Here is a 21,786-nt window from a genome sequence, read left to right on the forward strand (position 1 = left end):
ACATCGCTTGCAACTTCGCGTCGATGTCGCGTCTACATCCCGAAAGGGACGAGATTAGGGCAGGCGGTCCGATCCCGATCAGCCCGCCTTCTTCATCCCCATCACCCGCGCCCTTGCGCGGGGATCGCTGTCGAAGAGGCTTGCCAGCTGTTCGGTCATCGCGCCGGCGAGCTGCTCTACATCGGTGATCGTCACCGCGCGTTGGTAGTAGCGCGTCACGTCATGGCCGATGCCGATGGCGATCAGTTCGACGCCCTTGCGCTTCTCCACCATAGCGATCACGTCGCGGAGATGTTTTTCGAGGTAGTTCGCGGGGTTGACGGACAGAGTTGAGTCGTCCACCGGCGCCCCGTCGGAGATCACCATCAGGATCTTGCGCTGTTCCGGTCGGCCGAGCATTCGCCGGTGCGCCCATTCCAGCGCCTCGCCGTCGATGTTCTCCTTCAACAGCCCTTCCTTCATCATCAGGCCAAGGTTGGACCGCACACGCCGCCACGGCGCGTCGGCCCCCTTATAGATGATGTGGCGCAGGTCGTTGAGGCGCCCCGGTTGCTGCGGCCGGCCCTCGGCCAGCCAGCGCTCGCGGCTCTGGCCGCCCTTCCAGGCGCGGGTGGTGAAGCCGAGGATCTCGACCTTGACCTGGCAGCGCTCCAGCGTCCGCGCCAGCACGTCGGCGCAGATCGCGGCGATGGAGATCGGCCGGCCCCGCATGGAGCCGGAATTGTCGAGCAGGAGCGTCACGCAGGTGTCGCGGAACTCGGTGTCCTTCTCGACCTTGAAGCTTAGGGGCGTCGTCGGGTTCGCGACCACGCGGGCGAGGCGGCCGGCATCGAGGATGCCTTCCTCGCGGTCGAATTCCCAGGACCGGTTCTGCTGTGCCTGCAAACGGCGCTGGAGCTTGTTGGCCAATCGCGAGACGGCGCCTTTCAGCGGTTCGAGCTGCTGGTCGAGATAGGCGCGCAGACGCTCCAGCTCGGCCGGTTCGGCGAGGTCTTCGGCCTTTATTTCCTCATCGAAATCAGTCGTGTAGACGGCGTAGTTCGGGTCTGCGTCGGAATGCGGCGCGGGCGGTGGCGGCTCCAGCGGGGCTTCGCCCTCGGGCAGCTCCGCTTCCTCGCCATCCTCCATGTCGGCCATCTCTTCCATCGAGACCTGGGCCTGCGAGGCATCGTCCTGTTCGTCCTGCGAGCGTTCCGGCGAGGTATCGGCCTCCTCCGACTCCTCCTGCCCCTGCTCGCTGTCGGGGCTTTCCTGATCCTCCTCGCTCTGGGCCTCGTCGCCCTCGCTCTCGTCCTCCATGTCCGGATCGTCGCCAAGCTGGTCGCCGTAGCCGAGATCCTTGATCACCTGCCGGGCGAGGCGGGCGAAGGCGGCCTGATCGGCCAGCACGTCGGACACGTGGTCGAGTGTGCCGCCTGCCTGTTCCTCGATGAAGGGACGCCAGAGATCCATGACATTGGCGGCGGCGCCGGGCATCGGCCTGCCGGTCGCGAGATGGCGGACGAGGTAACCCGCGGCCTGCGCCAGGGGCGCATCCTGCGCCTGCCGGATGGAGCCATAGCCGCGCCGCTCCGCCTCGGCGCCGATCTTGGCGTCGATATTGCCGAGCGTGCCGGGCATGTCGCGGGCGCCGACGGCCTCGCAGCGCGCCGTCTCCATCGCTTCGTAGAGATCGCGCGCCATCTGACCGGCGGGTGCGTATTTCTGCGCGACCTTGACGTCGTGGAAGCGGTGGCGAAGCGCGAAGGCATCGGCCGTCCCCCGTGCGATCAGCACCTCGTCCCGCGTCATCCGGCGCGAGACTTGCGGCAGCCGCATCGTGTCCGCGGTCATCCCCGGCGGATCGACGGAATAGGAAACGGTCAATTCCGGGTCGTCGGCCATCGTCTTCGTGGCTTCGGCGAGGGCCTTCTTGAACGGATCGGCGGGGTTGTCTGAGGGCTTGTTCATGGCGCGAACATGGCACCGAGACTGGGGCGCGGCAAGGGCCGTTTCATCGCAGAATGCGCAGGGCAGGGAACCGCGGGCGACGCATAGGTGCGTCAGCGCACAAACGTCATGCGGCGAGGTCGTCAAGCTATGTCCCGGTTTTGGCGGTTCGGTCGATAGCGAAGCAACGGTCGCGCGCCCGACCAAGGCGATGCTGGGCGATGTCGTCTGGTGGGCTAGGGCCAAGAGCGCCGCGACGGCGTGACCCGAGCGCCGGAACGCAGGCTGCCTTGGGGGTGGATCGCCGGTCGCGGGATCCGGCCGGGAGACCCGTCAGAGACCGAGAACGAGGCGGTCGAAGCGTTCGATCTCGGACCGGGCCAGCGTTGCGGCCTTCGGGTTGTCGTGCCGGAAAGCCGCTTGGTCGAGCAGCTGGCGCTGCGCGGCCTTGGCCTCGATGCGCCAGCCCCAGGCGCGGGCCGAGGTAACGCCGCCGTCAGGCAGGGCGGCGGTCATGAGGTCGGCGAACATGTCGCGCCGTCTTGCGGTGTCCTCCGAGGCCGGCCCGTCCCAAAGTCAGAGATGCTCGGTCAGCGCCGAATAGCGCCCGGTACAATCGGCGAAGAGGCGCAGGAGTTCCTGCCCCGACAAGGTTCCGGGGTGCGAGGGACCGACTAGCGCAAAGGTCAGCGCGGCGGTCGCGACAAAAGTTCTCAAACCGCTCATGAATTGCACTATGAGCGAAAAAATGCGGCAAATCTATGGGCGCAGGCCTCAGCGGTCGAGTGTCCGCCGTCCGGTCGCGAGATCCGCCAGCACCGTGACATGAACGTCGAGGGCGTCGATCACCCTGTAGCCCGGGTCCTGGCCGTCGAAGGCGAGGTTGAGGTCGGTGCCGGCGAGCACCACCGCTTCGGCCCCCTGTCCGGAGACCATCCGCCGACCGGCATCAAGAAAGAGCGTGCGTTGGGCATCGGTGCAGTGACCGGCCACGGCCATGTCCTGGTAGCTCTGCCCCAACGTCTCGATCTCGTCGTCAAGCGCTACCGCCTCGGTTTTTCGCAACTGGCCGTAAAGCCCGGTGCGCATGACCACCCGGGTACCGAGAAGGCCGACCCGATGAATGCCCTCGGCCACAAAGTAATCGTCGAGGGGCGCTACCGCGGAAACGAGGGGCAGGGGCGAACGTTCAGCCGTCTCGTCAAAGCAGAAATGCCCGCCGAGCGAGGTAATCGCCGCGCAATCGGCACCCGCCGCCTTCAGCCGGTCGATCAGACGGAGGTAGATCTCCGCCTGTTCCTCGCGCCTGTCGGCGAGGTTGTTGCGGATGAGGTCCTGCACGTCGGCATGGACGATGGTCAGCTCCAGCTGCCCGCCCAGCCGCGCGACCGCCGCAGTGAGCCGCTGGTAATAGACGACCGTCGCCGCAACCCCGATGCCGCCGATCAGGCCGATATGGAGGCCACCGGCGGCCGCCATTACCGTATGCTTTGACTTGCCGCGCTTTCCGGCAGTTCCTCGTCGAAGCAGCGCTGGTAGAACTCGGCGACGGTCTGCCGCTCCAGCTCGTCGCACTTGTTGAGGAAGGTGAGCCGGAAGGCGTAGCCGAGATTGCGGAAGATTTCCGCGTTCTGGGCCCAGTTGATCACCGTCCGGGGGCTCATGACGGTCGAAAGATCGCCGTTCATGAAGGCCGTCCGGGTGAGGTCGGCGACCGTCACCATCTGGCTGATCTGCTTGCGGCCCTTCTCGGTGTTGTAATGCGGGTTCTTGGCCAGAACGATCGCGGTTTCGGCGTCGTGCGACAGGTAGTTCAGCGTCGCGACAAGGCTCCAGCGGTCCATCTGCGCCTGGTTGATCTGCTGGACGCCGTGGTAAAGCCCGGTCGTGTCGCCGAGGCCCACGGTATTCGAGGTTGCGAAGAGGCGGAAGCAGGGATTCGGCGTGATGATCTCGTTCTGGTCGAGAAGCGTCAGCTTGCCGTCATGCTCCAGCACGCGCTGGATCACGAACATGACGTCGGCGCGGCCCGCGTCGTATTCGTCGAAGACGATGGCGACGGGATTGCGCAGCGCCCAAGGCAGGATGCCCTCGTGGAACTCGGTCACCTGCTTGCCGTCGCGCAGCTTGATCGCATCCTTGCCGATCAAATCGATCCGGCTGATATGGCTGTCGAGGTTGACCCGCACGCAGGGCCAGTTGAGGTGCGCCGCGACCTGTTCGATATGGGTCGACTTGCCGGTGCCGTGATAGCCCTGGATCATGACGCGGCGGTTGTAGGCGAAGCCCGCGAGGATCGCGAGCGTGGTGTCGGGGTCGAACTTGTAGGTCGGATCGATATCGGGCACGCGCTCGGTACGATCGGCGAAGCCCTTGACCTTCATCTCGGTGTCGATGCCGAAGACATCCCGGACGGAAATTTCCTCGGTGGGTTTTGCGTGAGAGTCGAGCATTGGGTCCGCCATATCCTGATTGCGCGAAGGAGTGGTCCCGCCGCGCCACGATGGCTTTGATGGAACATATCGCGGGGGCGTGCAAGGGGCGGGGGCGTCGCACTGGGGTCCGAATGCGCCCAAGTTGCGGATCACGGGGCCGTGCGCCGCTTTCGCAATCGCGTGAGACACGAAACTTTGCCGCGACCGGACCGGTCCTTTCCGGATAGGGTCGGGGCAAGGCGGGACGCTCCCGCACCGCCCCTTGATGAAGGAGGAGCAGATGAACCGCAGACAGATCCTCGGCGCCGGTGCCGCCATGATGGCCCTGATGGCGGCCGGGCGCGGCGGGATCGCCGCCGAGCGTTTCGAGATCATGAAGAGCGACGCGGAATGGCGGGCGATCCTTTCCCCCGCGCAATACCGCGTGCTGCGCGAGGAGGATACCGAACGCGCCTTCACGAGCCCGCTCAACGACGAAAAGCGCGCCGGCACCTTTTATTGCGCCGGATGCGACCTGCCGCTTTATTCGTCCGAAGCGAAATATGACAGCGGCACCGGCTGGCCGAGCTTCTGGGAACCCCTGCCGAATGCGGTCGAGACCAGGGCCGACTGGGGCATCTTCGGCCGGCGGACCGAAGTCCATTGCCGACGCTGTGGCGGGCATCTTGGCCATGTCTTCAATGACGGGCCGAAGCCGACCGGCAAGCGCTATTGCATGAACGGCGTGGCGATGGTGTTCCGGGCCGCCTGAGTGGTCGAAAATTTCCAGACTGAAACGGCATCGCGGTGTTCGCGGTGGCGTTTTTCTTTATGGGCACACCATTGTCCCGGCGTCCCTCGCGTTATTTCCTGACAAAAATACTTGACATTTTTCGTTAATACTGGACTGAAGTAGTCAACTATTTGTGAAGAGGATCCTCATGCCCCGCTCGATATATGGCGCCGCAGTTGCGCTCGTGTGCCTCTCAGGCCCCGCCCTTGCCGAGATGACTGCGTTGGAATCGCTTGGAAAATCTGTGTTTTTCGATCCCAACCTGTCGGTCAACGGCAACCAGTCCTGTTCCTCCTGTCACGATCCCGATCAGGGGTTTTCAAGCCCGCATGGCCATTTCAGCGAAAACGGCGCGGTCGTGCAGGGCTCCGTCGAGGGGCGTTTCGGCAACCGAAAGCCGCCATCCGCGGCCTATGCGTCGTTCTCGCCCATCCTTCACCACATCGACGACGATGGTGTGACGATCGTCGGCGGCGCGTTCCTTGACGGGCGGGCAACGGGCAAGAAGCTCGGCTCGGCCACGGCGGACCAGGCTCAGGGGCCGTTCCTGAACCCTGTCGAAATGGCGCTTCCGCATGCGGCATGCGTGGTTGCGAGAGTGCTGCATCCGGCCGATGAGACTGCCTATCCGGTCAGTTATGCCGGTGTCTGGGGCGCCGATGCGGTGTTCGAGATCCCCGCTTCGATCACTGATCAGTGCGACGACACGGATGCACAGATCGAGATCGGGGACGACGACCTGACCGCCCGGATTGACGAGGCCTTCGACCGAATTGCAATCTCTCTGGCCGGCTTTGAAAAGTCCGACGAGGTCAATGCCTTCTCGTCGCGGTTCGATGCATGGGTCGCCGGAACGGTCACGTTGAGCGAACAGGAACGGCGCGGGTTTGAAATCTTCGAGGCCGAAGACAAGGGCAACTGCGCGGCGTGCCACGTGCTGACCCCGACGGGACGGGAGCAGCGCGCGATCTTCACCGACTGGACGTTCGACAATATCGGCGTGCCGCGCAACCGCGACAACCCGCAGGGCCCCGACTATGTCGATCCGGGCCTTGGTGCGTTCCTCAAGACCGACGCGGTCTATGCCGCCTACGCAGACGACGTGATCGGGGCGCAGCAGGTTCCAACCCTTCGCAACCTGAACAAGCGTATCACGCCCGACACGGCGAAGGCCTTCATGCACAACGGCTATTTCAAGACGATCGAGGGGGTCGTGCACTTCTACAACACGCGCGACGTGCTGCCGCGCTGCGACGGCGACCTGACCGAATCCGAGGCATTGGCGGCCAAATGCTGGCCGGCGCCCGAGGTCGCGGCGACGATGAACAAGGACGAGCTCGGCGATCTCAAGCTCAGCGAAGCAGAAGAGGCCGACCTCGTCGCCTTTCTCAAGACGCTCGACGACGAATAGGGCGGGCGGCATCCCTGCCGCTTCATCTTGCCGGAAATACCTCGGGGGCGCGGGGGCGGCGCCCCGCTTCCGCGCCCGGCTCACTCCCGGAAGTTGCGGCTGTCCTTGATCTGGTCCCAGGCCCAGACCACCTCCTGCAGGCGCTCCTCGTCCGACCGGTCGCCGCCGTTCATGTCGGGATGCAGGTCCTTGACCAGGCTCTTGTACTGCTTGCGGATCTCGATCTTGGTCCAGCTGTCCCGCGCCTCGAGAATCTCGAGTGCCTTGCGCTCGGTCGGCGGAAGCTTCCGGCCCGCCGAGCGGCCGGGATTCTGTGTGGCATTGGCGCCGAGGATCTCCATCGGGTCCTCGATGCCGAGCCGCGCCCAGGCGCGGTCCTCTTGCGCGTTCTTGCCGAAGGGCTTGGTCTGACGCCCCCAGACCCGATCCTTGTCGAGGAACTTCTGGAACTCCTCGTCGGTCTGGCCCTGGAAGAAGTTCCATTTGAGATTGTATTCGCGGATGTGTTCCCGGCAGAACCAGAAATACTCCTCGAGCTGGTCGGGAGATTTCGGCGCGCGGTACTGGCCCGCCTCGTCGCAACCGGCGTGATCGCAGGGACGTGTGGAGGTTTCGAAGGCGCCGGACATGCCACGCCGGCCCTTGCTGCGCTTCTTCTTGTCGGAAGCGGCGGAAATGTCGAAACCGAAAGGATCGGATCTAGTCATGCTCTGGCCTCGGACTTTGCCGTTTTCGAGTCGGGGGCCAGAGTTTAGGGTATTTTCAGGCGCTTTGAAGGGGCTCAGGTGAAAAAATGACGATAGCGGCGGAAATAGAGGCGCGACTTGCGGCGGCCTTCGCGCCCGAGCGGATCGAGGTCGTGGACGAAAGCGAGGCGCATCGGGGACATGCCGGCTACCGGGACGGGGGAGAGAGCCATTTTCGGGTGATCTTGCGCGCGCCGGTCTTCGCCGGGATGAGCCGGATCGAGCGGCACAGGGCAGTTCATGCGGCAATCGGGGCCGATCTCGTCGGACGCATCCACGCGCTGGCGTTGGATCTCGACGCCTGAGGCGCCCCCAGAGTCAGCTTTCCGGGGAGTCCGCTCCCGCCTTTTCCTTCTCAGGCTCCGGTACGCCGATTTTCGGCGCAACGCCCTCGGCCTCGAGCCGGATCGGCGGGGCCTTGCCGGACGGAGTGTCGGCGGTCAGGAGCTTGCGCGGCGCCTCCTCGCCCGCCTCGCCGGGAAGGGCGCGGCGGAAGACGAGGACGGCGTGATACACCGTGGTCCGCTTGGTGAAGCCCGCGCGTTCCTCTGACGGCAGCGTGTCGGCGCGAAGGTATTCCCAGCCGTCGCGGCCAAGCTCGTTCATCAGGAGTTCGAGGGCGTTGGCGAAACGGTCGGCGGGCGTTTTCAACCCTCGGGCCTTCTCACCGCGATTGGGCGCGGGAACGACCTTGTAGTCGTAAAGCTGCATGACCGCCTTCTTTGCCGGGTGAAAGTCCCGCGCCCAATAGCCGATGAGGGCCGATTGGGCAAGCCGGGCGGAGGCAGGGGCGCGCGAAACGTCGCCGGTTTGCCGCGCCCGCTACCTTGCAAGGCGTCGTGGCGAGGCCGGTTTGTCAGAGCCCGAGTTTCTGCGCGACGAGCTGGTTCACCGTGGCCGGGTTGGCCTTGCCGCCCGTGGCCTTCAGCACCTGGCCCACGAACCAGCCGGCGAGCTTCGGGTTGGCCTTGGCCTTTTCGACCTGATCGGGGTTTGCGGCGATGACCTCGTCCACGGCGGCCTCGATGGCGCCGCTATCGGTGACCTGCTTCATCCCGTGCTTCGCGGCCACGTCGGCGGGATCGCCGCCCTCGGTCCAGAGGATCTCGAAGAGGTCCTTCGCCATCTTGCCGGAGATCTCGCCCTTGGCGATGAGGTCGAGGACCCCGCCAAGCTGGTCGGCCGAGATCGGGCTTTCGGCGATCGCGTGGCCTTCCTTGTTGAGCCGACCGAAGAGCTCGTTGATCACCCAGTTCGCGGCCTGCTTGCCGTCGCGGCCCTTGGCCACCGCCTCGAAGAAGGCGGCGTTCTCGACCTCGGCGGTCAGCACGTTCGCGTCGTAGTCGGTCATGCCGTAGTCGCCTACGAACCGCGCCTTCTTGGCGTCCGGAAGCTCGGGCATGGAGGCGGCGATGTCGTCGACCCAAGCCTGCTCGATCTCCAAGGGCAGGAGGTCGGGGCAGGGGAAGTAGCGGTAATCATGCGCCTCTTCCTTCGAGCGCATGGAGCGGGTTTCGCCCTTGTCGGGATCGTAAAGCCGGGTTTCCTGCACGACCTTGCCGCCATCCTCGACGATGGCGATCTGGCGGCGGGCTTCGTAATCAATGGCTTGCTGGATGAAGCGCATCGAGTTCATGTTCTTGATCTCGCAGCGCGTGCCGAGAACGGAATGATCGCCCGTCGCCTGGTATTTCTCGTAATCCCCGGGCTTGCAGATCGAGACGTTAACGTCGGCGCGGAGGTTGCCGTTCTGCATGTTGCCGTCGCAGGTGCCGAGATAGCGCAGGATCTGGCGGAGCTTGCCGACATAGGCCGCCGCCTCCTCCGGGCCACGAATGTCGGGGCGCGAGACGATCTCCATCAGCGCCACGCCGGTGCGGTTGAGATCGACGAAGGACATCGTCGGGTCGAGGTCGTGGATCGACTTGCCGGCGTCCTGTTCGAGGTGGATCCGCTCGATCCGGACCCGCCGGGCGATGCCCGGCCCCATCTCGACCAGCACTTCGCCTTCGCCCACGATCGGGTGGTAGAGCTGGGAGATCTGGTAGCCCTGCGGCAGGTCGGGGTAGAAGTAGTTCTTGCGGTCGAAGGCGCTGAAGAGATTGATCTCGGCCTTGAGGCCAAGTCCCGTGCGCACCGCCTGCGCCACGCAGAATTCGTTGATGACGGGAAGCATCCCCGGCATTGCGGCATCCACGAAGGCGACGTTGGAATTCGGCTCCGCCCCGAATTCCGTCGAAGCGCCGGAGAAAAGCTTGGCCTTGGAGGCGACCTGGGCATGGACTTCGAGGCCGATGACGAGTTCCCAGTCGGCTTTCGCGCCGGCGATCACCTTGGGTTTCGGGGCTTCAAAGGTCAGGTCGAGCATGGGGAGCGTCCTTCCGGCTGTCCGGCCCGCTTTCTAAGCGAGCGGGCCCCGACCGGCAAGTGGCCGTGTCGCCGGGAAAAGGCGACGGCGGTCCGGGAGCTTGCCGAGCCGGATGGACGGGCGCAGGCGACCTTCCGCCGATGCCGTCCGTCGATGGTTGCGGGGCGCGGGGAATTCGCTGAATTTGTCGGCGCCGGCACGCAAGCCCGGCGTCGCCTGGCAGCCCGTACCGATGTTCACGCGCGTGTCCCGTCCGCTCGCCCTGATCGCGATGCTTCTTCCGGCCGCCTGTGTGGACACGGCCGAACCCGAAATGGGGCGCGCGGCCTTCCTTCCGGCGATGCGATGGGACAATCGGCCCGAGGCGGAGGAATGGACGGCGGCAACGCTTGCCGCCTTGCGGGTCGAGGGCGCGGTTCTCGCCTCGACCGTCCCCGCCGACGTGGAGGGCTTCTGCCCGAACTACGCCTCCGCGACCGCGCCGGAGCGGCGGGCCTTCTGGGCCGGGCTCTTCTCGGCCCTCGCCAAGCACGAGAGCACCTGGAACCCGCACGCGAAGGGCGGTGGCGGCCGCTGGATCGGCCTGATGCAGATCGCGCCGACGACCGCGCAGGCCTATGACTGCGACCTGCCGGCGGGCGCGGGGCTGACCGATGGCGGCGCGAACCTCGCCTGTGCGGTCAAGATCGCGGCGGCGCAGGTCGGACGCGACGGGGCGATCGTCTCGGACGGGACCGGCGGTTGGCGCGGCATCGCGCGCGACTGGGCGCCGATGCGGGTCGCGGCCAAGCGCGAGGACGTGGCCGAGTGGACCAGCGCGCAGGATTACTGTCAGGGCTAGCGTGTTGGCGCCGGGCCAGTCGGGGCCCATGCGCCCCTATGCCATGATCCGGATGCCGCGCCGGCCGAATTCGCGCATCAGCGCGCCCTGATCGAACTTTTCCACCCCCGAGAGCGGCACCGTGCGCCCGTCGGCAAGTCGGAGGACGCAGACCGTCTGTCCGGTCGTGCCGTTGCCGATGGCGACGCCGATAAGGTCGTCGAGCGATGCACTCTGCCGCCCCTTGCGGGTGAACCAGTCGATGCGGTTCGGACCGAGCCGGAAGCCCCGGCCGGGATTGCGGATGAGCCGCGCGAGCACGAGCGCGAGGTAGAGGACCGCGAGCACCGGAACCAGCGCATTAAGTGTGAGAGTGAAGCTCAGATACACCGCCACCATGGCGATACCGAGCGCGAGATACGTGCCAGGCCGACGCGCCTGACGCAGATAGCCGAACGTGTCCATTTGCATGGTTCAACGCCCCCCCAGATTTACCCAGGTTCAGGATAGGCCAGCGGGGCCGGAAGCCGAAATCGACAGGGGGACACCGCCGGGACTTGGGGGGCTGGCCGAAACGATCGCCCCACGAGGCGGCGATTGGGCGGTTTCCCCCGGCAATCGCCGTCGTTCCGCCGGCCGCGCCCGATTCGCCGCGGCGGGGTTCTACCGTCCGCCCGAAACGTCGAGGACAGTGCCGGTGACGTAGGACGCATCCTCGGAGGCGAGCCAGAGGACGGCTTTCGCGATCTCGTGCGCGGTTCCGGGACGGCCCATCGGGATGCGGTCGGCCAGCAGGTTGGCGCGGTCGGGCTCCCCCCCCTTGCCGTGAATGCCGGTCTCGATGATGCCCGGCCGGATCGAGACCACGCGAATGCCTTCCGCCGCCACCTCGTCGGCGAGCCCTTTCGTCAGCACGTCGAGCCCGGCTTTGGCCGAAGCGTAATCGACATATCGGCCGGCCGAGCCGAGCCGCGCAGCGACCGACGAGATATTGACGATCACCCCGCCGTCGCCGCCGTTCCGGGTCGACATCCGCCGCGCGGCATGGCCCGCCAGAAGGAACGGCGCGGTGAGGTTGACGGCGAACATCCGGTTGAGGCGCTCGGGCGTCATCTCCTCCACCCGCTGGGCTGTGTCGACGATGCCGGCGTTGTTGATCAGCGCGTCGAGGCGGGGAAAGGCGCCGTCGAACGCCTCCATCAGCCGGCCGGCGTTCATCGGATCGGAGAGATCGGCTTGCAGGATGACGGCGCGGCCGCCGGCCTCGGTGACGGCCTGCGCCGTCAGTTCGGCCCCGGCGCGGTTGCTGTTGTAATGGACGGCGACGTCCCATCCCGCCCGCGCCATCTGCCGCGCGGTTTCCTGGCCGATCCCGTCCGAGGCGCCGGTGATGAGCGCGGTTCTGCGCTGGATCATGTCGTCCGCTCCTTTCCCGGGCGCGGCTGGGTCAGCCGCGGATCCGGCCGACCATCTCGGTCACGTCGCGGCTGAGGCCGGGGGTGGCGAGAATGCGGTCAAGCTCGGCCCGGATCAGCGCCTTGCGGTCCTCGTCGTAGCGCGCCCAGGTCTCGAAGGCCGTCGACATCCGGGCGGTGGTCTGCGGGTTGACCGGATCGAGCTTCAGGAGCCAGTCGGCATAGAAGCGATAGGCCGCCCCCGAGGCGTGATGGAAGCCTGCGTGGTTGGCCGCGAGCGCGCCGAGAAGCGCGCGGAAGCGGTTGGGGTTCTGCCAGTCGAAATCGGGATGCTGCGAGAGGCGCTCGGCGGTCATCGCCGCCTCGTCCGGCAGGGCATGGGCGACCTGCACCATGAACCATTTGTCGATCACTAGCCGGTTGGTTTGCCAGCGTTCGTAGAAGGCCCCGATCTCGCGCGTGCCGCGCCCGCCCTCGATCAGGCAGGCCAGCGCGCCGTGGCTTTCGGTCATGTTGGAAGCGCTGGCGAAGAGCGAGGCCGCTCGGGTGCCGTTGTCGATATGGTTCAGAAGGCCGAGGCAACCGAGCCGCAGCGCCCGCTTTCCGGCAGCAGCGGCATCGGGGGAGAACTCCCCTTCCGTCGCCATCGCGTCATAGGTCGCGACAAGCGGTTTTTGCAGATGCCGCGCGATGGCCGTGGCAAGCGCCGCGCGGCCCGCATGGATCGCCGCGGGATCGGGCACGCGGCCGGCATCGTGAAGCGTCTGGGCCAGATCGTCCTCTGACGGCAATCGCAGGCAGAGCGCGCGGAAGGCGGGATCGAGGCTTTCGTCAGCGAGGACTGCCCCGAGCGCTTCGATGAAGCTTTGCGAGGGCGCGCGATCCTCGGCGATCATGCCGGCCAGAACGTCCTTGGCGAGTGCGCGGCCGGCTTCCCATTTGTTGAAGGGGTCGGTGTCGTGCGCGAGAAGGAAGGCGCGTTCCGTCTGATCGACCTTGCGGTCGAGTACGACCGGCGCGGAAAAGCCGCGCAGGATCGACGCGACCGGGCGCGAGGCGAGGGTGTCGAAGCGGAAGCTTTGGGTGGCCTCGGTCATTTCCAGCACCGTCGTCGGCACCACCTCGTCGCCGTTCGGGTTGAGAAGCCCGACGGCGATCGGGATGACGCGCGGCGGCTTCTTGTCCTGTCCGGGCGTCGGCGGTGTCTTCTGGATGAAGGTCAGCGTGTAGGTGCCATCTGACCAGGCTTCGGACACCGTCAGGCGCGGAGTGCCGGCATCGGTGTACCAGCGCTTGAACTGGGCAAGATCACGGCCCGTCGCATCCTCGAAGACCTTGAGCCAGTCCTCGATGGTCGCCGCCTCGCCGTCATGGCGGTCGAAATAGAGGTCGAGCGCCTTCTTGTAACCCTCGTCGCCGACGAGGCGCTTCAGCATGCCAATGACCTCGGCGCCCTTCTCGTAAACCGTGGCGGTGTAGAAGTTGTTGATCTCGACATAGTGGTCGGGCCGGACCGGATGCGCGAGCGGCCCCATATCCTCGCGGAACTGGCGGGCGCGGAGCGTCAGAACATCGTCGATCCGCTTCACCGGCGCGGAGCGCATGTCGGAGGTGAATTGCTGGTCGCGGAAGACCGTGAGCCCTTCCTTCAGGCAAAGCTGGAACCAGTCGCGGCAGGTGATGCGGTTGCCGGTCCAGTTGTGGAAATACTCATGCGCGATGACGCCCTCGATCCGCTCGAAATCGAGGTCGGTGGCGGTTTCGGGCGAGGCGAGGACCAGCTTGGAGTTGAAGACGTTCAGCCCCTTGTTCTCCATCGCGCCCATGTTGAAGTCGTCCACCGCGACGATGTTGAAGACGTCGAGGTCGTATTCGCGGCCGTAAACCTCCTCGTCCCATTTCATCGAACGGATGAGGCTGTCCATCGCGTAGGCGCAGCGGTCCTGATCGCCGTCGCGAACCCAGATGTTGAGGTCGACCTTGCGGCCGGACATCGTGGTGAAGGTATCGGGGACGGCTTTCAGGTCGCCCGCGACAAGGGCGAAGAGATAGGCGGGTTTCGGCCAGGGATCGGTCCATTCCGCCCATCCGGCGCCCTTGCCGGTCGGATTGCCGTTCGACAGGAGGGCGGGCATGTCGGACTCGATCCGCACCTTGAAGGGCGCCATCACGTCGGGACGGTCGGGGTAGAAGGTGATCTTGCGGAAGCCTTCCGCCTCGCACTGGGTGCAATAGATGCCGCCCGACATGTAAAGCCCCTCGAGCGCGGTGTTCGCTTCGGGGTCGATCTCCACCTCCGCCTCCCACAGGAAGGGGCCATCGGGGATCTGGTCGGCCGAGAGCGTCAGGCCGGTGTCGTCCTGAACCGGGCGGACGGGCTTGCCGTCGACACTCGCCGACACGAGCGTCAAATTCTCGCCGTCGAGGCAGAGGTCGTGGCGACCGGGGCTCGTCGGGTTGGGCGCGAAGGCGATCCGGGCAAGGACGCGTGTCGTCTTCGGCGCGAGGCGGAAGGTCAGATCGACGCCTTCGATGACGAAGGGATAGGGGGCATAGTCGGCGAGCAGCGTCGGCTGCGGGGTGGCGTCCTTCATCGGGCCCTCCGGATGGTTGTGGCGCGGACGTTAGGCCCTCCGTCCCGGCGCCGCAACCTATCGGATGTCAGGCCGCGCCGATATGGGCCGCGAGCTTGCCGAGGGTCTGAAGCCCAAGCTCGACGGCGCCGAAACCCTTCGCGGTCTCATATTCCTCGACCGTCACGAAGATCATGGACAGCGTGACCTTCGTGCGCCCGCCGAGATCCTCGAACCGGGCCGAGGCATCGGCATGTTTCGGCCCGTTCTCGCCCCAAAGAAGCGCGTAGTCGATTTGCGTCATCGGCCGGTGGCGGATGCCGCGGTGGTGATTGGGGTAAACCGTGCCGTCCGGCCCGATCATGTCGAAGACCCACTCGCCGCCGTCGCGAAGGTCGATCCGCGTGGTGCGGCAGGAAAACCCGTCCGGCCCCCACCATTTCGGCAGCGCCTGCGGATCGGTCCAGGCCGCCCACACGGTTGCGAGCGGTGCGGCGATGATCCGTTCGATCACCATCGTGCGATCTTCGGAGCCGCTCATTCCATCAAACCCCTCGCATAGTCCTCCAGCTGGGTCGCGACCGTGCCCCAGCCGTCGAAAAAGCCCATCGCCTTGTGGGTCTCGGCCTTCTCGGTCGAGCGGTGGCGGGCGATGGCGGTGTATTTCGTGCGGCCGCCTCCGGCATCCTCGAAAAGCACGATGGCGGTCATGAAGGGATCGGGCGCTGGCTTCCAGCCCTCGGTGTAGCCATCGGTGAAGACGAGTTTCTCGTTCTCGATCACCTCCAGATAGACGCCGTTGTTCTGCATCTCAGTGCCGTCGACATTGAACGTCGTCTCGAACACGCCGCCCACGCGCGGGTCGAGCTTGCAATGCGTCACGCTGTGGGGGCGGGGGACGAAGAAATGCGGCAGGTGCCGCTCCTGCGTCCAGCATTGGAAAAGAAGGTCTTTCGGTGCGTTCAGGGTGCGTTCGAGAACGAGGTCGAGGGATGGGTCAAGGTTCATCGCGAGGATCCTGTATGAGGGTTTGAACATAGGCGTCGAGGCGGTCGAGGCGCCCTTCCCAAAGCGCGCGCTGCTCGTCGAGCCAGGAGCGCACCGGCGTGAAGGCGCCGGGGACGAGGGTCACGGTGCGGACGCGGCCATCCTTCGCCGTCGCGACAAGGCCGGAGGCTTCGAGCCTGCGGACATGGGCGAGGAAGGAGGGCAGCGCCATGTCGAACGGGGCCGAAAGTTCGGTCACGGTTGCCGGACCGCGCGCCAGCCGCTCCAGAATCGCGCGGCGGGTCGGATCGCCGAGCGCCTGGAAGAGGATGTCGAGCTGGCCGGGCGAGAGGTTCATTTCGGCGCCATTTAGTTAGATAACATCCTAAGTATTCCATTCGCCCGAGTCACGCAAGAACAATTAGTCAGTGTCCTAAGTGTTGCGTTGGCCGATCTGGAGTGGCCGGAAGATGTGCCTGCGAGAGTGCCGGTCGGACTCGGCTCCTGTTGGTCTTGGGGAGCGGCATGTCACCGCACGAAAAAATGGCGTGGACAGGACGCGAGTCGAATGGGCCTCTCGTCAGGTGGCCAGAGAGCTTCTTTACTTCATCGAAGATCGCGCGCTTCCCGGCGCTGGGATAGGCGGCGGGCCTGTGTCGACACCGTGCTCGACATTCCGCTGGCCGCCTACCGCAAGTGGACGCCCGAGCAGATCATGCGCGAGGTGGAGAACAACGCCCAGGGCATCCTCGGCCATGTGGACCGCCAGAATGCCGCCGATCCGCTCTACCGTCCGATGGCGCCGGCCTTCGACGGCATCGCCTTCGCCGCCGTCTGCGATCTGGTCTTCAAGGGCAGCGCCCGGCCCTCGGGCTATACCGAACCCGTCCTGCACGCGCGGCGACGCGAGGTGAAGGCGGCGGGCTAGGGGCCGTCGTCACCCATTGCTTTCCCAGGTGCTGCGCTTTCTTCGACAGGGGGGGAGCGACCGCAACCCTGCCGCCGCCGCGCACGATGCGCCGAATTCGCGGGCATCGTTGCCCAACGTCGCATCATGCGCCGGTGCAGAGGGGCCTGTGCACTGGCTGGGGCTTTTTCTTTCCGGGGCGCGCGCCTATTCTGTCCACAGGGCGTAGGGAAGGACGGAACGCGCATGGCTCGGCCCATTGTCGGTATCATCGGCAATATGAACCTCATCAACGATGAATACCCGGTTCATGCCGGCGGCACGATGAACTCCGCCGCGGTGGCGCAGGTCGCGGGCTGCATGCCGCTTCTGATCCCGACCGATCCGCGCCTTGTCAGCGTCGAGGAGCTTCTGGCCGCCTGCGACGGCTTTCTCCTGACCGGCGGCCGGCCCAACGTCCACCCCGAGGAGTATGGCGAGGCGGCGACCGAGGCCCACGGCGCCTTCGACCGGTGCCGCGACGCGATCACCCTGCCGCTCGTGCGCGCCTGCGTCGAGCGCGGCCAGCCGTTCTTCGGCATCTGCCGGGGCTTTCAGGAGGTGAACGTGGCGCTGGGCGGCACGCTCTACCCGGAAATCCGCGACCTGCCGGGGCGGATGAACCACCGGATGCCGCCCGACGGCACTCTGGAGGAGAAGTTCGCGCTTCGCCATGCGGTCCGCTTCTCCGACGGCGGGGTCTTCCACCGGCTCTTCGGCGCGGCCGAGGTGATGACGAATACGCTCCACGGTCAGGGGATCAAGACCGCCGGCAAGCGCATCGTGGTCGACGGCTGGGCGCCGGACGGAACGCCCGAGGCGCTTTATGTCGAGGGGGCGCCGGGGTTCACGCTGTCTGTGCAGTGGCACCCCGAATGGAATGCCGCCGGGGATCCGGTCTCGCGCCCGCTTTTCGAGGCGTTCGGCGCGGCGGTGCGTGAATGGGCGGAATGCCCGACGCGGCAGGCGCGGCTGAAATCCGCCTGAATCTTCTGTGCTGGGCATCTCCCTGCGCGCGCCCGCGCCGCCGGTCGCGCTGCCATGACTGATCTCGGTTATGCCGGTTGCGGTGATCGTCTCGTGCGAGGAGGTGCCGTCGATAGCCGCGCTGTAGCTCGGCGCGGAGACGGCGCTGGTGGGGCTCAAGATCGAGACGGTACCGGGGTCGGTGACGTTGTAGTGCCGGTCGCAGCCCGCGGCCCCGCTCCTGACCTATTGGCCGCTGCCGGGCGCAGTCGCGCGGATCAGACCGCGGTTCATTTCGTCGCGTGCGGGTCTGGCGCCCGGACGGTCGCCGCAACCAGGTCGAGCTTCATCGCGACGTCGATCGGTTCGGCATCGCCTGTCGGCACCGGATGGCCGGAAAGCGGCGGCGGTTCGGAGTCGAGTGTCCAGCCATGACGGGCGAGGAACCGCCGCGCGAGGCGGCTCGCCCAGACGGTGAGCCGGGGCATGCCCTGCGCCCGCGCTTCGGCGAGGATCGCCGCATGGAGCCGGTCGGCGAGACCGGTCTGGCGCCATTCGGGCCGCACGAAGGCCATGTTCAGGTACCCGCTTGCCTCCAGCATGAAGAACCCGGCTATCCGGCCGCTTTCGTCCTCCGCGACGACCGTGAAATGGCGGTCGAGCCAGTCGCCCCAATCGTCCGGCATTTCCGGGTCGGCGACCCAGTCGGCAAGTTGCGCTTCGGTGTAGTGGTCGGCCGCCCCGATCCGGACGGCTTCCCAGAAGACCTCCCGCGTTTCGGCGGCGTCGCCCGGACGGAACCGGCGAAGGGTGGCCGCGTCGGTCATGTCACCTTGGCGCGGGCCCTGAACGCGGGCCGGTCCCAGGCGTCGGTCGCCATGATCCCGGCGAGGATCTCCACCGCGCCGGTGACATCCTCAATTGTGGTGTAGAGCGGTGTGAAGCCGAAGCGCAGGATGTCGGGCGCGCGGAAATCGCCGATGACGCCGCCTGCGATCAGCGCCTGCATGATCGCGTAGCCTTCGGGATGGCGGAAGCTGACCTGGCTGCCGCGCTGGCCCGGATCGCGGGGCGAGGCGAGGGCGAGGCCGGGACAGGCGGCCTCCACCCCCGCGATGAAGGCTTCGGTCAGTTCGATGGAGCGGGCACGGACATCCGCCATCTCGACCCCGTCCCAGATATCCATCGACGCCTCAAGCGCCGCCATCTGCAGGATCGGCGGGGTGCCGACACGCATCCGCTCGATCCCCGCGCCGGGGCGGTAGTCGGCGTCGAAGGCGAAGGGCGCCTCGTGCCCGAGCCAGCCGGAGAGCGCCGGGCGGCTTTGCGCGGCGAGGCGGGGGGCCACGTAGATGAAGGCGGGGCCGCCGGGGCCGGAATTGAGGTACTTGTAGGTGCAGCCGACGGCGAAATCGGCCCCCGCCCTAGCGAGGTCGACTTCGATCGCGCCGGCCGAATGGGCGAGGTCCCAGACCACGAGCGCCCCGGCCTCATGGGCCCTGGCGATCAGCCGCGCCATGTCGTGCTTGCGCCCGGTGCGGTAATCGACCTCGGTCAGCATCAGGACGGCCACGTCCGGGGTGATCGCGTCCTCCACCGCCTCGGGCGCCACGGTGCGCAATTCGTGCCCGTCGCCCAGCGTCCGCACCAGACCGTCGGCCATGTAGAGGTCGGAGGGAAAGTTGCCGGTATCGGAAAGGATCACCTTGCGGCCCGGTCTTAGTTCGGCCGCCGAGGCGAGCGCCTGGTAGACCTTGATCGAGAGCGTATCACCGAGAACGACGGTGCCCGGCTCCGCCCCGATCAGCCGGCCGATCCGGTCGCCGAGGCGCCGTGGCAGATCCATCCAGCCGGCGCGGTTCCAGGCGGTGATCAGCATCTCGCCCCATTCCTGCGTCACGCAATCCGCCACGCGGGCGGCCGCGGCACGGGGCAGGGGGCCGAGCGAGTTGCCGTCGAGATAGATCACGCCCTCGGGCAAGTGAAAGCGCGCGCGGGTGGCGGTGAAATCGGTGGTCATCGGCATCTCTTCTCCGGGGGCGGCAATACGGCTGGTGGCAGGTGGATCATGGTTAGGAAATCTCCGCCCTCCCGGCCAGAGAAAACTGGGCGCGCCGGCGAGTCATCGGGCGGGCGCACGGTTCCTTGCCGGGCCACCACAATGCGAGGATTTCGCGCGGCCGGGGAGGATGCGGGCTTGAATTCACCGTCGCAGGGGTCATAGGTTCGGCCAAATTCGGGATGAGGACGCCGATGGTGGCGAAAGAGATCGATTTTCCGCCGGTCTGGCTGGCCGGGTTCGCCGTGGCGGGCGGGCTGATCGGGCGCATCGTGCCGGTGGCGACGCCGGTCAACGATCCGCTTGGCGCGTTGCTGGTCGTGGTCGGGCTCCTGCTGATGGTGGTCGCGGCCGGGCAGATGATCGTCGCGCGGACCACGCTGATCCCGCGCCGCGATCCCGATGCCCTTGTCCACGGCGGCGTCTTCCGCTTCAGCCGCAATCCCATCTACCTCGCCGATGCGATCATTCTGGCCGGCCTTTATTTCGCCTGGGACGCGATCATCGCCCTGCCGCTGGTCGCCGTCTTCGTGATCGTGATCCAGCGGCGCTTCATCCATGACGAAGAGGTGCGGCTGGGCCAGCGGTTCGGCGAGGAATATCTGGACTACACCGCGCGCGTGCGCCGCTGGCTCTAGAGCAGGCCGAGGGCAAGCCTATACGGGGGGCGAGTATCTATTGCGGCGATGCCGCATTGCAGAGTAATAATCTTGCGCGTCTGATGGACGTGGCGGTCGTGGTCGAGCATTGCCGCTTCAAATGCCGGAAAGGGAGAAACAGTGAAGATCGGGGCACCGAAAGAGATATTTGAGGGCGAAGCGCGGGTCGCGATGACACCCGACAGTGCCGTTCAGCTGAAGAAGCTGGGCCACGACTGCTTTATCGAGGCGGGCGCGGGCAAGGCGGCGGGCTTTTCCGACGCGGCCTATGAGGCGGCTGGCGTGACCGTGGTGAAAACTGCCGCGGGCCTGTTCAAGGACGTCGACATCGTCGCCAAGGTGCGGCCGCCGAGCGACACCGAACTGAAGCGTCTCGGCACGGGTCAGACTCTCATCTCCTTCTTCTATCCCGCTCAGAACAAAGAGCTTCTTGAACTGGCCCAGAAGCACGGCGCGAATGTCATCGCGATGGACATGGTGCCGCGCATCTCCCGCGCGCAGAAGATGGACGCGCTGTCCTCGATGGCCAATATCGCGGGCTACCGGGCGGTGATCGAGGCCGGCAACAATTTCGGCCGCTTCTTCACGGGCCAGGTCACTGCGGCGGGCAAGGTGCCCCCGGCGAAGGTGCTGATCGTCGGCGCCGGCGTCGCGGGTCTTGCCGCGATCGGCACATCCACGAGCCTCGGCGCGATCACTTACGCGTTCGACGTGCGGCCCGAAGTGGCCGAGCAGATCGAATCGATGGGCGCGGAGTTCGTCTATCTCGATTTCACCGAGCAGCAGACCGATGGCGCCGCGACTGGCGGCTACGCGGCCCCTTCCTCGCCGGAGTTCCGCGAGGCGCAGTTGAAGAAGTTCCGTGAACTTGCGCCCGAGATGGACATCGTCATCACGACTGCGCTGATCCCCGGCCGTGACGCCCCGGTCCTCTGGACCAAGGACATGGTCGAGGCGATGAAGCCGGGATCGGTCATCGTCGACCTTGCGGCCGAGCGCGGCGGCAACTGCGAACTGACCAAGGCGGACGAAAAGATCGTGACGCCGAACGGCGTGACGATCGTCGGCTACACCGACTTCCCGAGCCGGATGGCGGCCCAGTCCTCGACGCTTTATTCCAACAATATCCGTCACATGATGGCCGATCTTACGCCGGCCAAGGACGGCGTGGTCAACCATAACATGGAAGACGACGTGATCCGGGGCGCGACCGTCGCCCACGAGGGCGCGATCACCTTCCCGCCTCCGCCGCCGAAGATCGCGGCCATCGCGGCGCAGAAGCCGAAGGAAAAGGCGAGGGAGCTCACCGTCGAGGAGAAGCGCGCGCAGGAAGTGGCCGCGTTCAAGGCGCAGACCCGCAGCCAGGTCACGCTTCTGACGGTCGGCGCGGTGCTACTTCTGGGCGTCGGCCTCGTCGCGCCGGCGAGCTTCATGCAGCATTTCATCGTCTTCGTCCTCGCCGTCTTCGTGGGCTTCCAGGTGATCTGGAACGTCGCGCATTCGCTGCATACGCCGCTCATGGCGGTCACGAACGCGATCTCGTCGATCATCATCCTCGGCGCGCTCATGCAGATCGGGTCGGGCAGTGTGCTGGTGATCATCCTGGCCGCGCTGTCGGTCTTCATGGCCGGGATCAACATTTTCGGCGGGTTCATGGTCACGCGGCGCATGCTGGCCATGTTCCAGAAGTCGTAAGGAAG

At 66.2% G+C, this 21,786-nt stretch carries 23 protein-coding genes and 1 pseudogene; 8 read left to right on the forward strand and 16 right to left on the reverse strand.

Going from position 1 to position 21,786, the window contains the following annotated elements; genetic code table 11:
* Positions 1 to 78: 78 nt before the first annotated feature.
* The 5 genes from cobT to cobS all read right to left on the reverse strand — a co-directional run bounded on the left by cobT (position 79) and on the right by cobS (position 4,394).
* Complete coding sequence (cobT, locus tag V5734_RS07835) at positions 79 to 1,950, reverse strand: cobaltochelatase subunit CobT (protein ID WP_347312946.1); 1,872 nt, start codon at positions 1,948 to 1,950, stop codon at positions 79 to 81.
* 312 nt (positions 1,951 to 2,262) lie between these two features.
* Positions 2,263 to 2,460, reverse strand: a complete 198-nt coding sequence (locus V5734_RS07840) for a hypothetical protein (RefSeq protein WP_347312947.1) — start codon at positions 2,458 to 2,460, stop codon at positions 2,263 to 2,265.
* A gap of 45 nt (positions 2,461 to 2,505) precedes the next feature.
* Positions 2,506 to 2,655, reverse strand: coding sequence for a hypothetical protein (locus tag V5734_RS07845; RefSeq protein ID WP_347312948.1), 150 nt, complete (start codon positions 2,653 to 2,655; stop codon positions 2,506 to 2,508).
* Between the two features lie 48 nt (positions 2,656 to 2,703).
* Positions 2,704 to 3,408 carry an aspartate/glutamate racemase family protein gene (locus V5734_RS07850; RefSeq protein ID WP_347312949.1) on the reverse strand — a complete coding sequence of 235 codons (705 nt, stop codon included), beginning with the start codon at positions 3,406 to 3,408 and terminating at the stop codon, positions 2,704 to 2,706.
* Positions 3,408 to 4,394 carry a cobaltochelatase subunit CobS gene (gene cobS, locus V5734_RS07855; RefSeq protein WP_347312950.1) on the reverse strand — a complete coding sequence of 329 codons (987 nt, stop codon included), beginning with the start codon at positions 4,392 to 4,394 and terminating at the stop codon, positions 3,408 to 3,410. Before cobS ends, V5734_RS07850 begins: the two co-directional genes overlap by 1 nt.
* 250 nt (positions 4,395 to 4,644) lie before the next feature.
* On the opposite strand from cobS, the gene msrB reads away from it, so the two are divergent.
* Complete coding sequence (gene msrB, locus V5734_RS07860) at positions 4,645 to 5,115, forward strand: peptide-methionine (R)-S-oxide reductase MsrB (protein WP_347312951.1); 471 nt, start codon at positions 4,645 to 4,647, stop codon at positions 5,113 to 5,115.
* A gap of 169 nt (positions 5,116 to 5,284) precedes the next feature.
* Positions 5,285 to 6,547: a cytochrome-c peroxidase gene (locus V5734_RS07865; protein WP_347312952.1), complete on the forward strand. Its 1,263-nt coding sequence runs from the start codon at positions 5,285 to 5,287 to the stop codon at positions 6,545 to 6,547.
* 80 nt (positions 6,548 to 6,627) lie between these two features.
* Here V5734_RS07865 and V5734_RS07870 read toward each other — a convergent pair whose 3' ends face one another.
* A complete protein-coding gene (locus V5734_RS07870) occupies positions 6,628 to 7,254 on the reverse strand; it encodes a DnaJ domain-containing protein (protein ID WP_347312953.1) in 627 nt (208 codons plus the stop codon).
* A gap of 86 nt (positions 7,255 to 7,340) precedes the next feature.
* Between V5734_RS07870 and V5734_RS07875 the strand changes: the two genes are divergently transcribed.
* Entirely contained in the window at positions 7,341 to 7,598 is a 258-nt protein-coding gene (locus tag V5734_RS07875) for a BolA family protein (RefSeq protein WP_347312954.1), read from the forward strand.
* A 13-nt stretch (positions 7,599 to 7,611) separates the two neighbouring features.
* Here the strand turns inward: V5734_RS07875 and V5734_RS07880 are convergent, their stop codons facing one another.
* Both V5734_RS07880 and gatB read right to left on the reverse strand, forming a co-directional pair.
* Positions 7,612 to 8,004 (reverse strand): DUF4177 domain-containing protein, encoded by a 393-nt coding sequence (locus V5734_RS07880; protein ID WP_347312955.1) that lies wholly within the window; start codon positions 8,002 to 8,004, stop codon positions 7,612 to 7,614.
* A gap of 145 nt (positions 8,005 to 8,149) precedes the next feature.
* Positions 8,150 to 9,661 carry an Asp-tRNA(Asn)/Glu-tRNA(Gln) amidotransferase subunit GatB gene (gatB, locus tag V5734_RS07885; protein WP_347312956.1) on the reverse strand — a complete coding sequence of 504 codons (1,512 nt, stop codon included), beginning with the start codon at positions 9,659 to 9,661 and terminating at the stop codon, positions 8,150 to 8,152.
* Between the two features lie 232 nt (positions 9,662 to 9,893).
* On the opposite strand from gatB, the gene V5734_RS07890 reads away from it, so the two are divergent.
* Positions 9,894 to 10,502, forward strand: coding sequence for a transglycosylase SLT domain-containing protein (locus V5734_RS07890; protein ID WP_347312957.1), 609 nt, complete (start codon positions 9,894 to 9,896; stop codon positions 10,500 to 10,502).
* A gap of 36 nt (positions 10,503 to 10,538) precedes the next feature.
* On the opposite strand, the gene V5734_RS07895 is transcribed toward V5734_RS07890, so the two are convergent.
* The 6 genes from V5734_RS07895 to V5734_RS07920 form a co-directional block, all read right to left on the reverse strand.
* Positions 10,539 to 10,952: a hypothetical protein gene (locus tag V5734_RS07895; protein WP_347312958.1), complete on the reverse strand. Its 414-nt coding sequence runs from the start codon at positions 10,950 to 10,952 to the stop codon at positions 10,539 to 10,541.
* Between the two features lie 192 nt (positions 10,953 to 11,144).
* Positions 11,145 to 11,897, reverse strand: a complete 753-nt coding sequence (locus V5734_RS07900) for an SDR family oxidoreductase (RefSeq protein ID WP_347312959.1) — start codon at positions 11,895 to 11,897, stop codon at positions 11,145 to 11,147.
* A 31-nt stretch (positions 11,898 to 11,928) separates the two neighbouring features.
* Positions 11,929 to 14,490: an aminopeptidase N gene (pepN, locus tag V5734_RS07905; RefSeq protein ID WP_347312960.1), complete on the reverse strand. Its 2,562-nt coding sequence runs from the start codon at positions 14,488 to 14,490 to the stop codon at positions 11,929 to 11,931.
* Between the two features lie 67 nt (positions 14,491 to 14,557).
* Complete coding sequence (locus V5734_RS07910) at positions 14,558 to 15,010, reverse strand: SRPBCC domain-containing protein (protein WP_347312961.1); 453 nt, start codon at positions 15,008 to 15,010, stop codon at positions 14,558 to 14,560.
* Positions 15,007 to 15,477 carry an SRPBCC family protein gene (locus V5734_RS07915; protein WP_347312962.1) on the reverse strand — a complete coding sequence of 157 codons (471 nt, stop codon included), beginning with the start codon at positions 15,475 to 15,477 and terminating at the stop codon, positions 15,007 to 15,009. The genes V5734_RS07910 and V5734_RS07915 overlap by 4 nt, the downstream gene beginning before the upstream one ends.
* Complete coding sequence (locus V5734_RS07920; protein ID WP_347312963.1) at positions 15,467 to 15,814, reverse strand: ArsR/SmtB family transcription factor; 348 nt, start codon at positions 15,812 to 15,814, stop codon at positions 15,467 to 15,469. The genes V5734_RS07915 and V5734_RS07920 overlap by 11 nt, the downstream gene beginning before the upstream one ends.
* Before the next feature lie 285 nt (positions 15,815 to 16,099).
* Between V5734_RS07920 and V5734_RS07925 the strand changes: the two are divergent.
* Positions 16,100 to 16,384 (forward strand): annotated as a pseudogene (locus V5734_RS07925) (malate synthase G); the annotation flags it as partial.
* Positions 16,385 to 16,609: 225 nt separating this feature from the next.
* Entirely contained in the window at positions 16,610 to 17,389 is a 780-nt protein-coding gene (locus V5734_RS07930) for a gamma-glutamyl-gamma-aminobutyrate hydrolase family protein (protein ID WP_347312964.1), read from the forward strand.
* Positions 17,390 to 17,658: 269 nt separating this feature from the next.
* Here the strand turns inward: V5734_RS07930 and V5734_RS07935 are convergent, their stop codons facing one another.
* Together V5734_RS07935 and kynU are read right to left on the reverse strand one after the other, a co-directional pair.
* Complete coding sequence (locus tag V5734_RS07935) at positions 17,659 to 18,195, reverse strand: GNAT family N-acetyltransferase (RefSeq protein WP_347312965.1); 537 nt, start codon at positions 18,193 to 18,195, stop codon at positions 17,659 to 17,661.
* Complete coding sequence (gene kynU / locus V5734_RS07940; protein WP_347312966.1) at positions 18,192 to 19,388, reverse strand: kynureninase; 1,197 nt, start codon at positions 19,386 to 19,388, stop codon at positions 18,192 to 18,194. Before kynU ends, V5734_RS07935 begins: the two co-directional genes overlap by 4 nt.
* A 233-nt stretch (positions 19,389 to 19,621) precedes the next feature.
* Here kynU and V5734_RS07945 point away from each other — a divergent pair, with 233 nt between their 5' ends.
* Positions 19,622 to 20,065 (forward strand): methyltransferase family protein, encoded by a 444-nt coding sequence (locus V5734_RS07945; RefSeq protein ID WP_347312967.1) that lies wholly within the window; start codon positions 19,622 to 19,624, stop codon positions 20,063 to 20,065.
* Positions 20,066 to 20,206: 141 nt separating this feature from the next.
* On the forward strand, positions 20,207 to 21,781 hold the full coding sequence (locus V5734_RS07950) for a Re/Si-specific NAD(P)(+) transhydrogenase subunit alpha (protein ID WP_347312968.1): 1,575 nt from the start codon (positions 20,207 to 20,209) through the stop codon (positions 21,779 to 21,781).
* Positions 21,782 to 21,786: the final 5 nt, after the last annotated feature.

This window comes from Defluviimonas sp. SAOS-178_SWC (assembly GCF_039830135.1).
GTDB lineage: Bacteria > Pseudomonadota > Alphaproteobacteria > Rhodobacterales > Rhodobacteraceae > Albidovulum.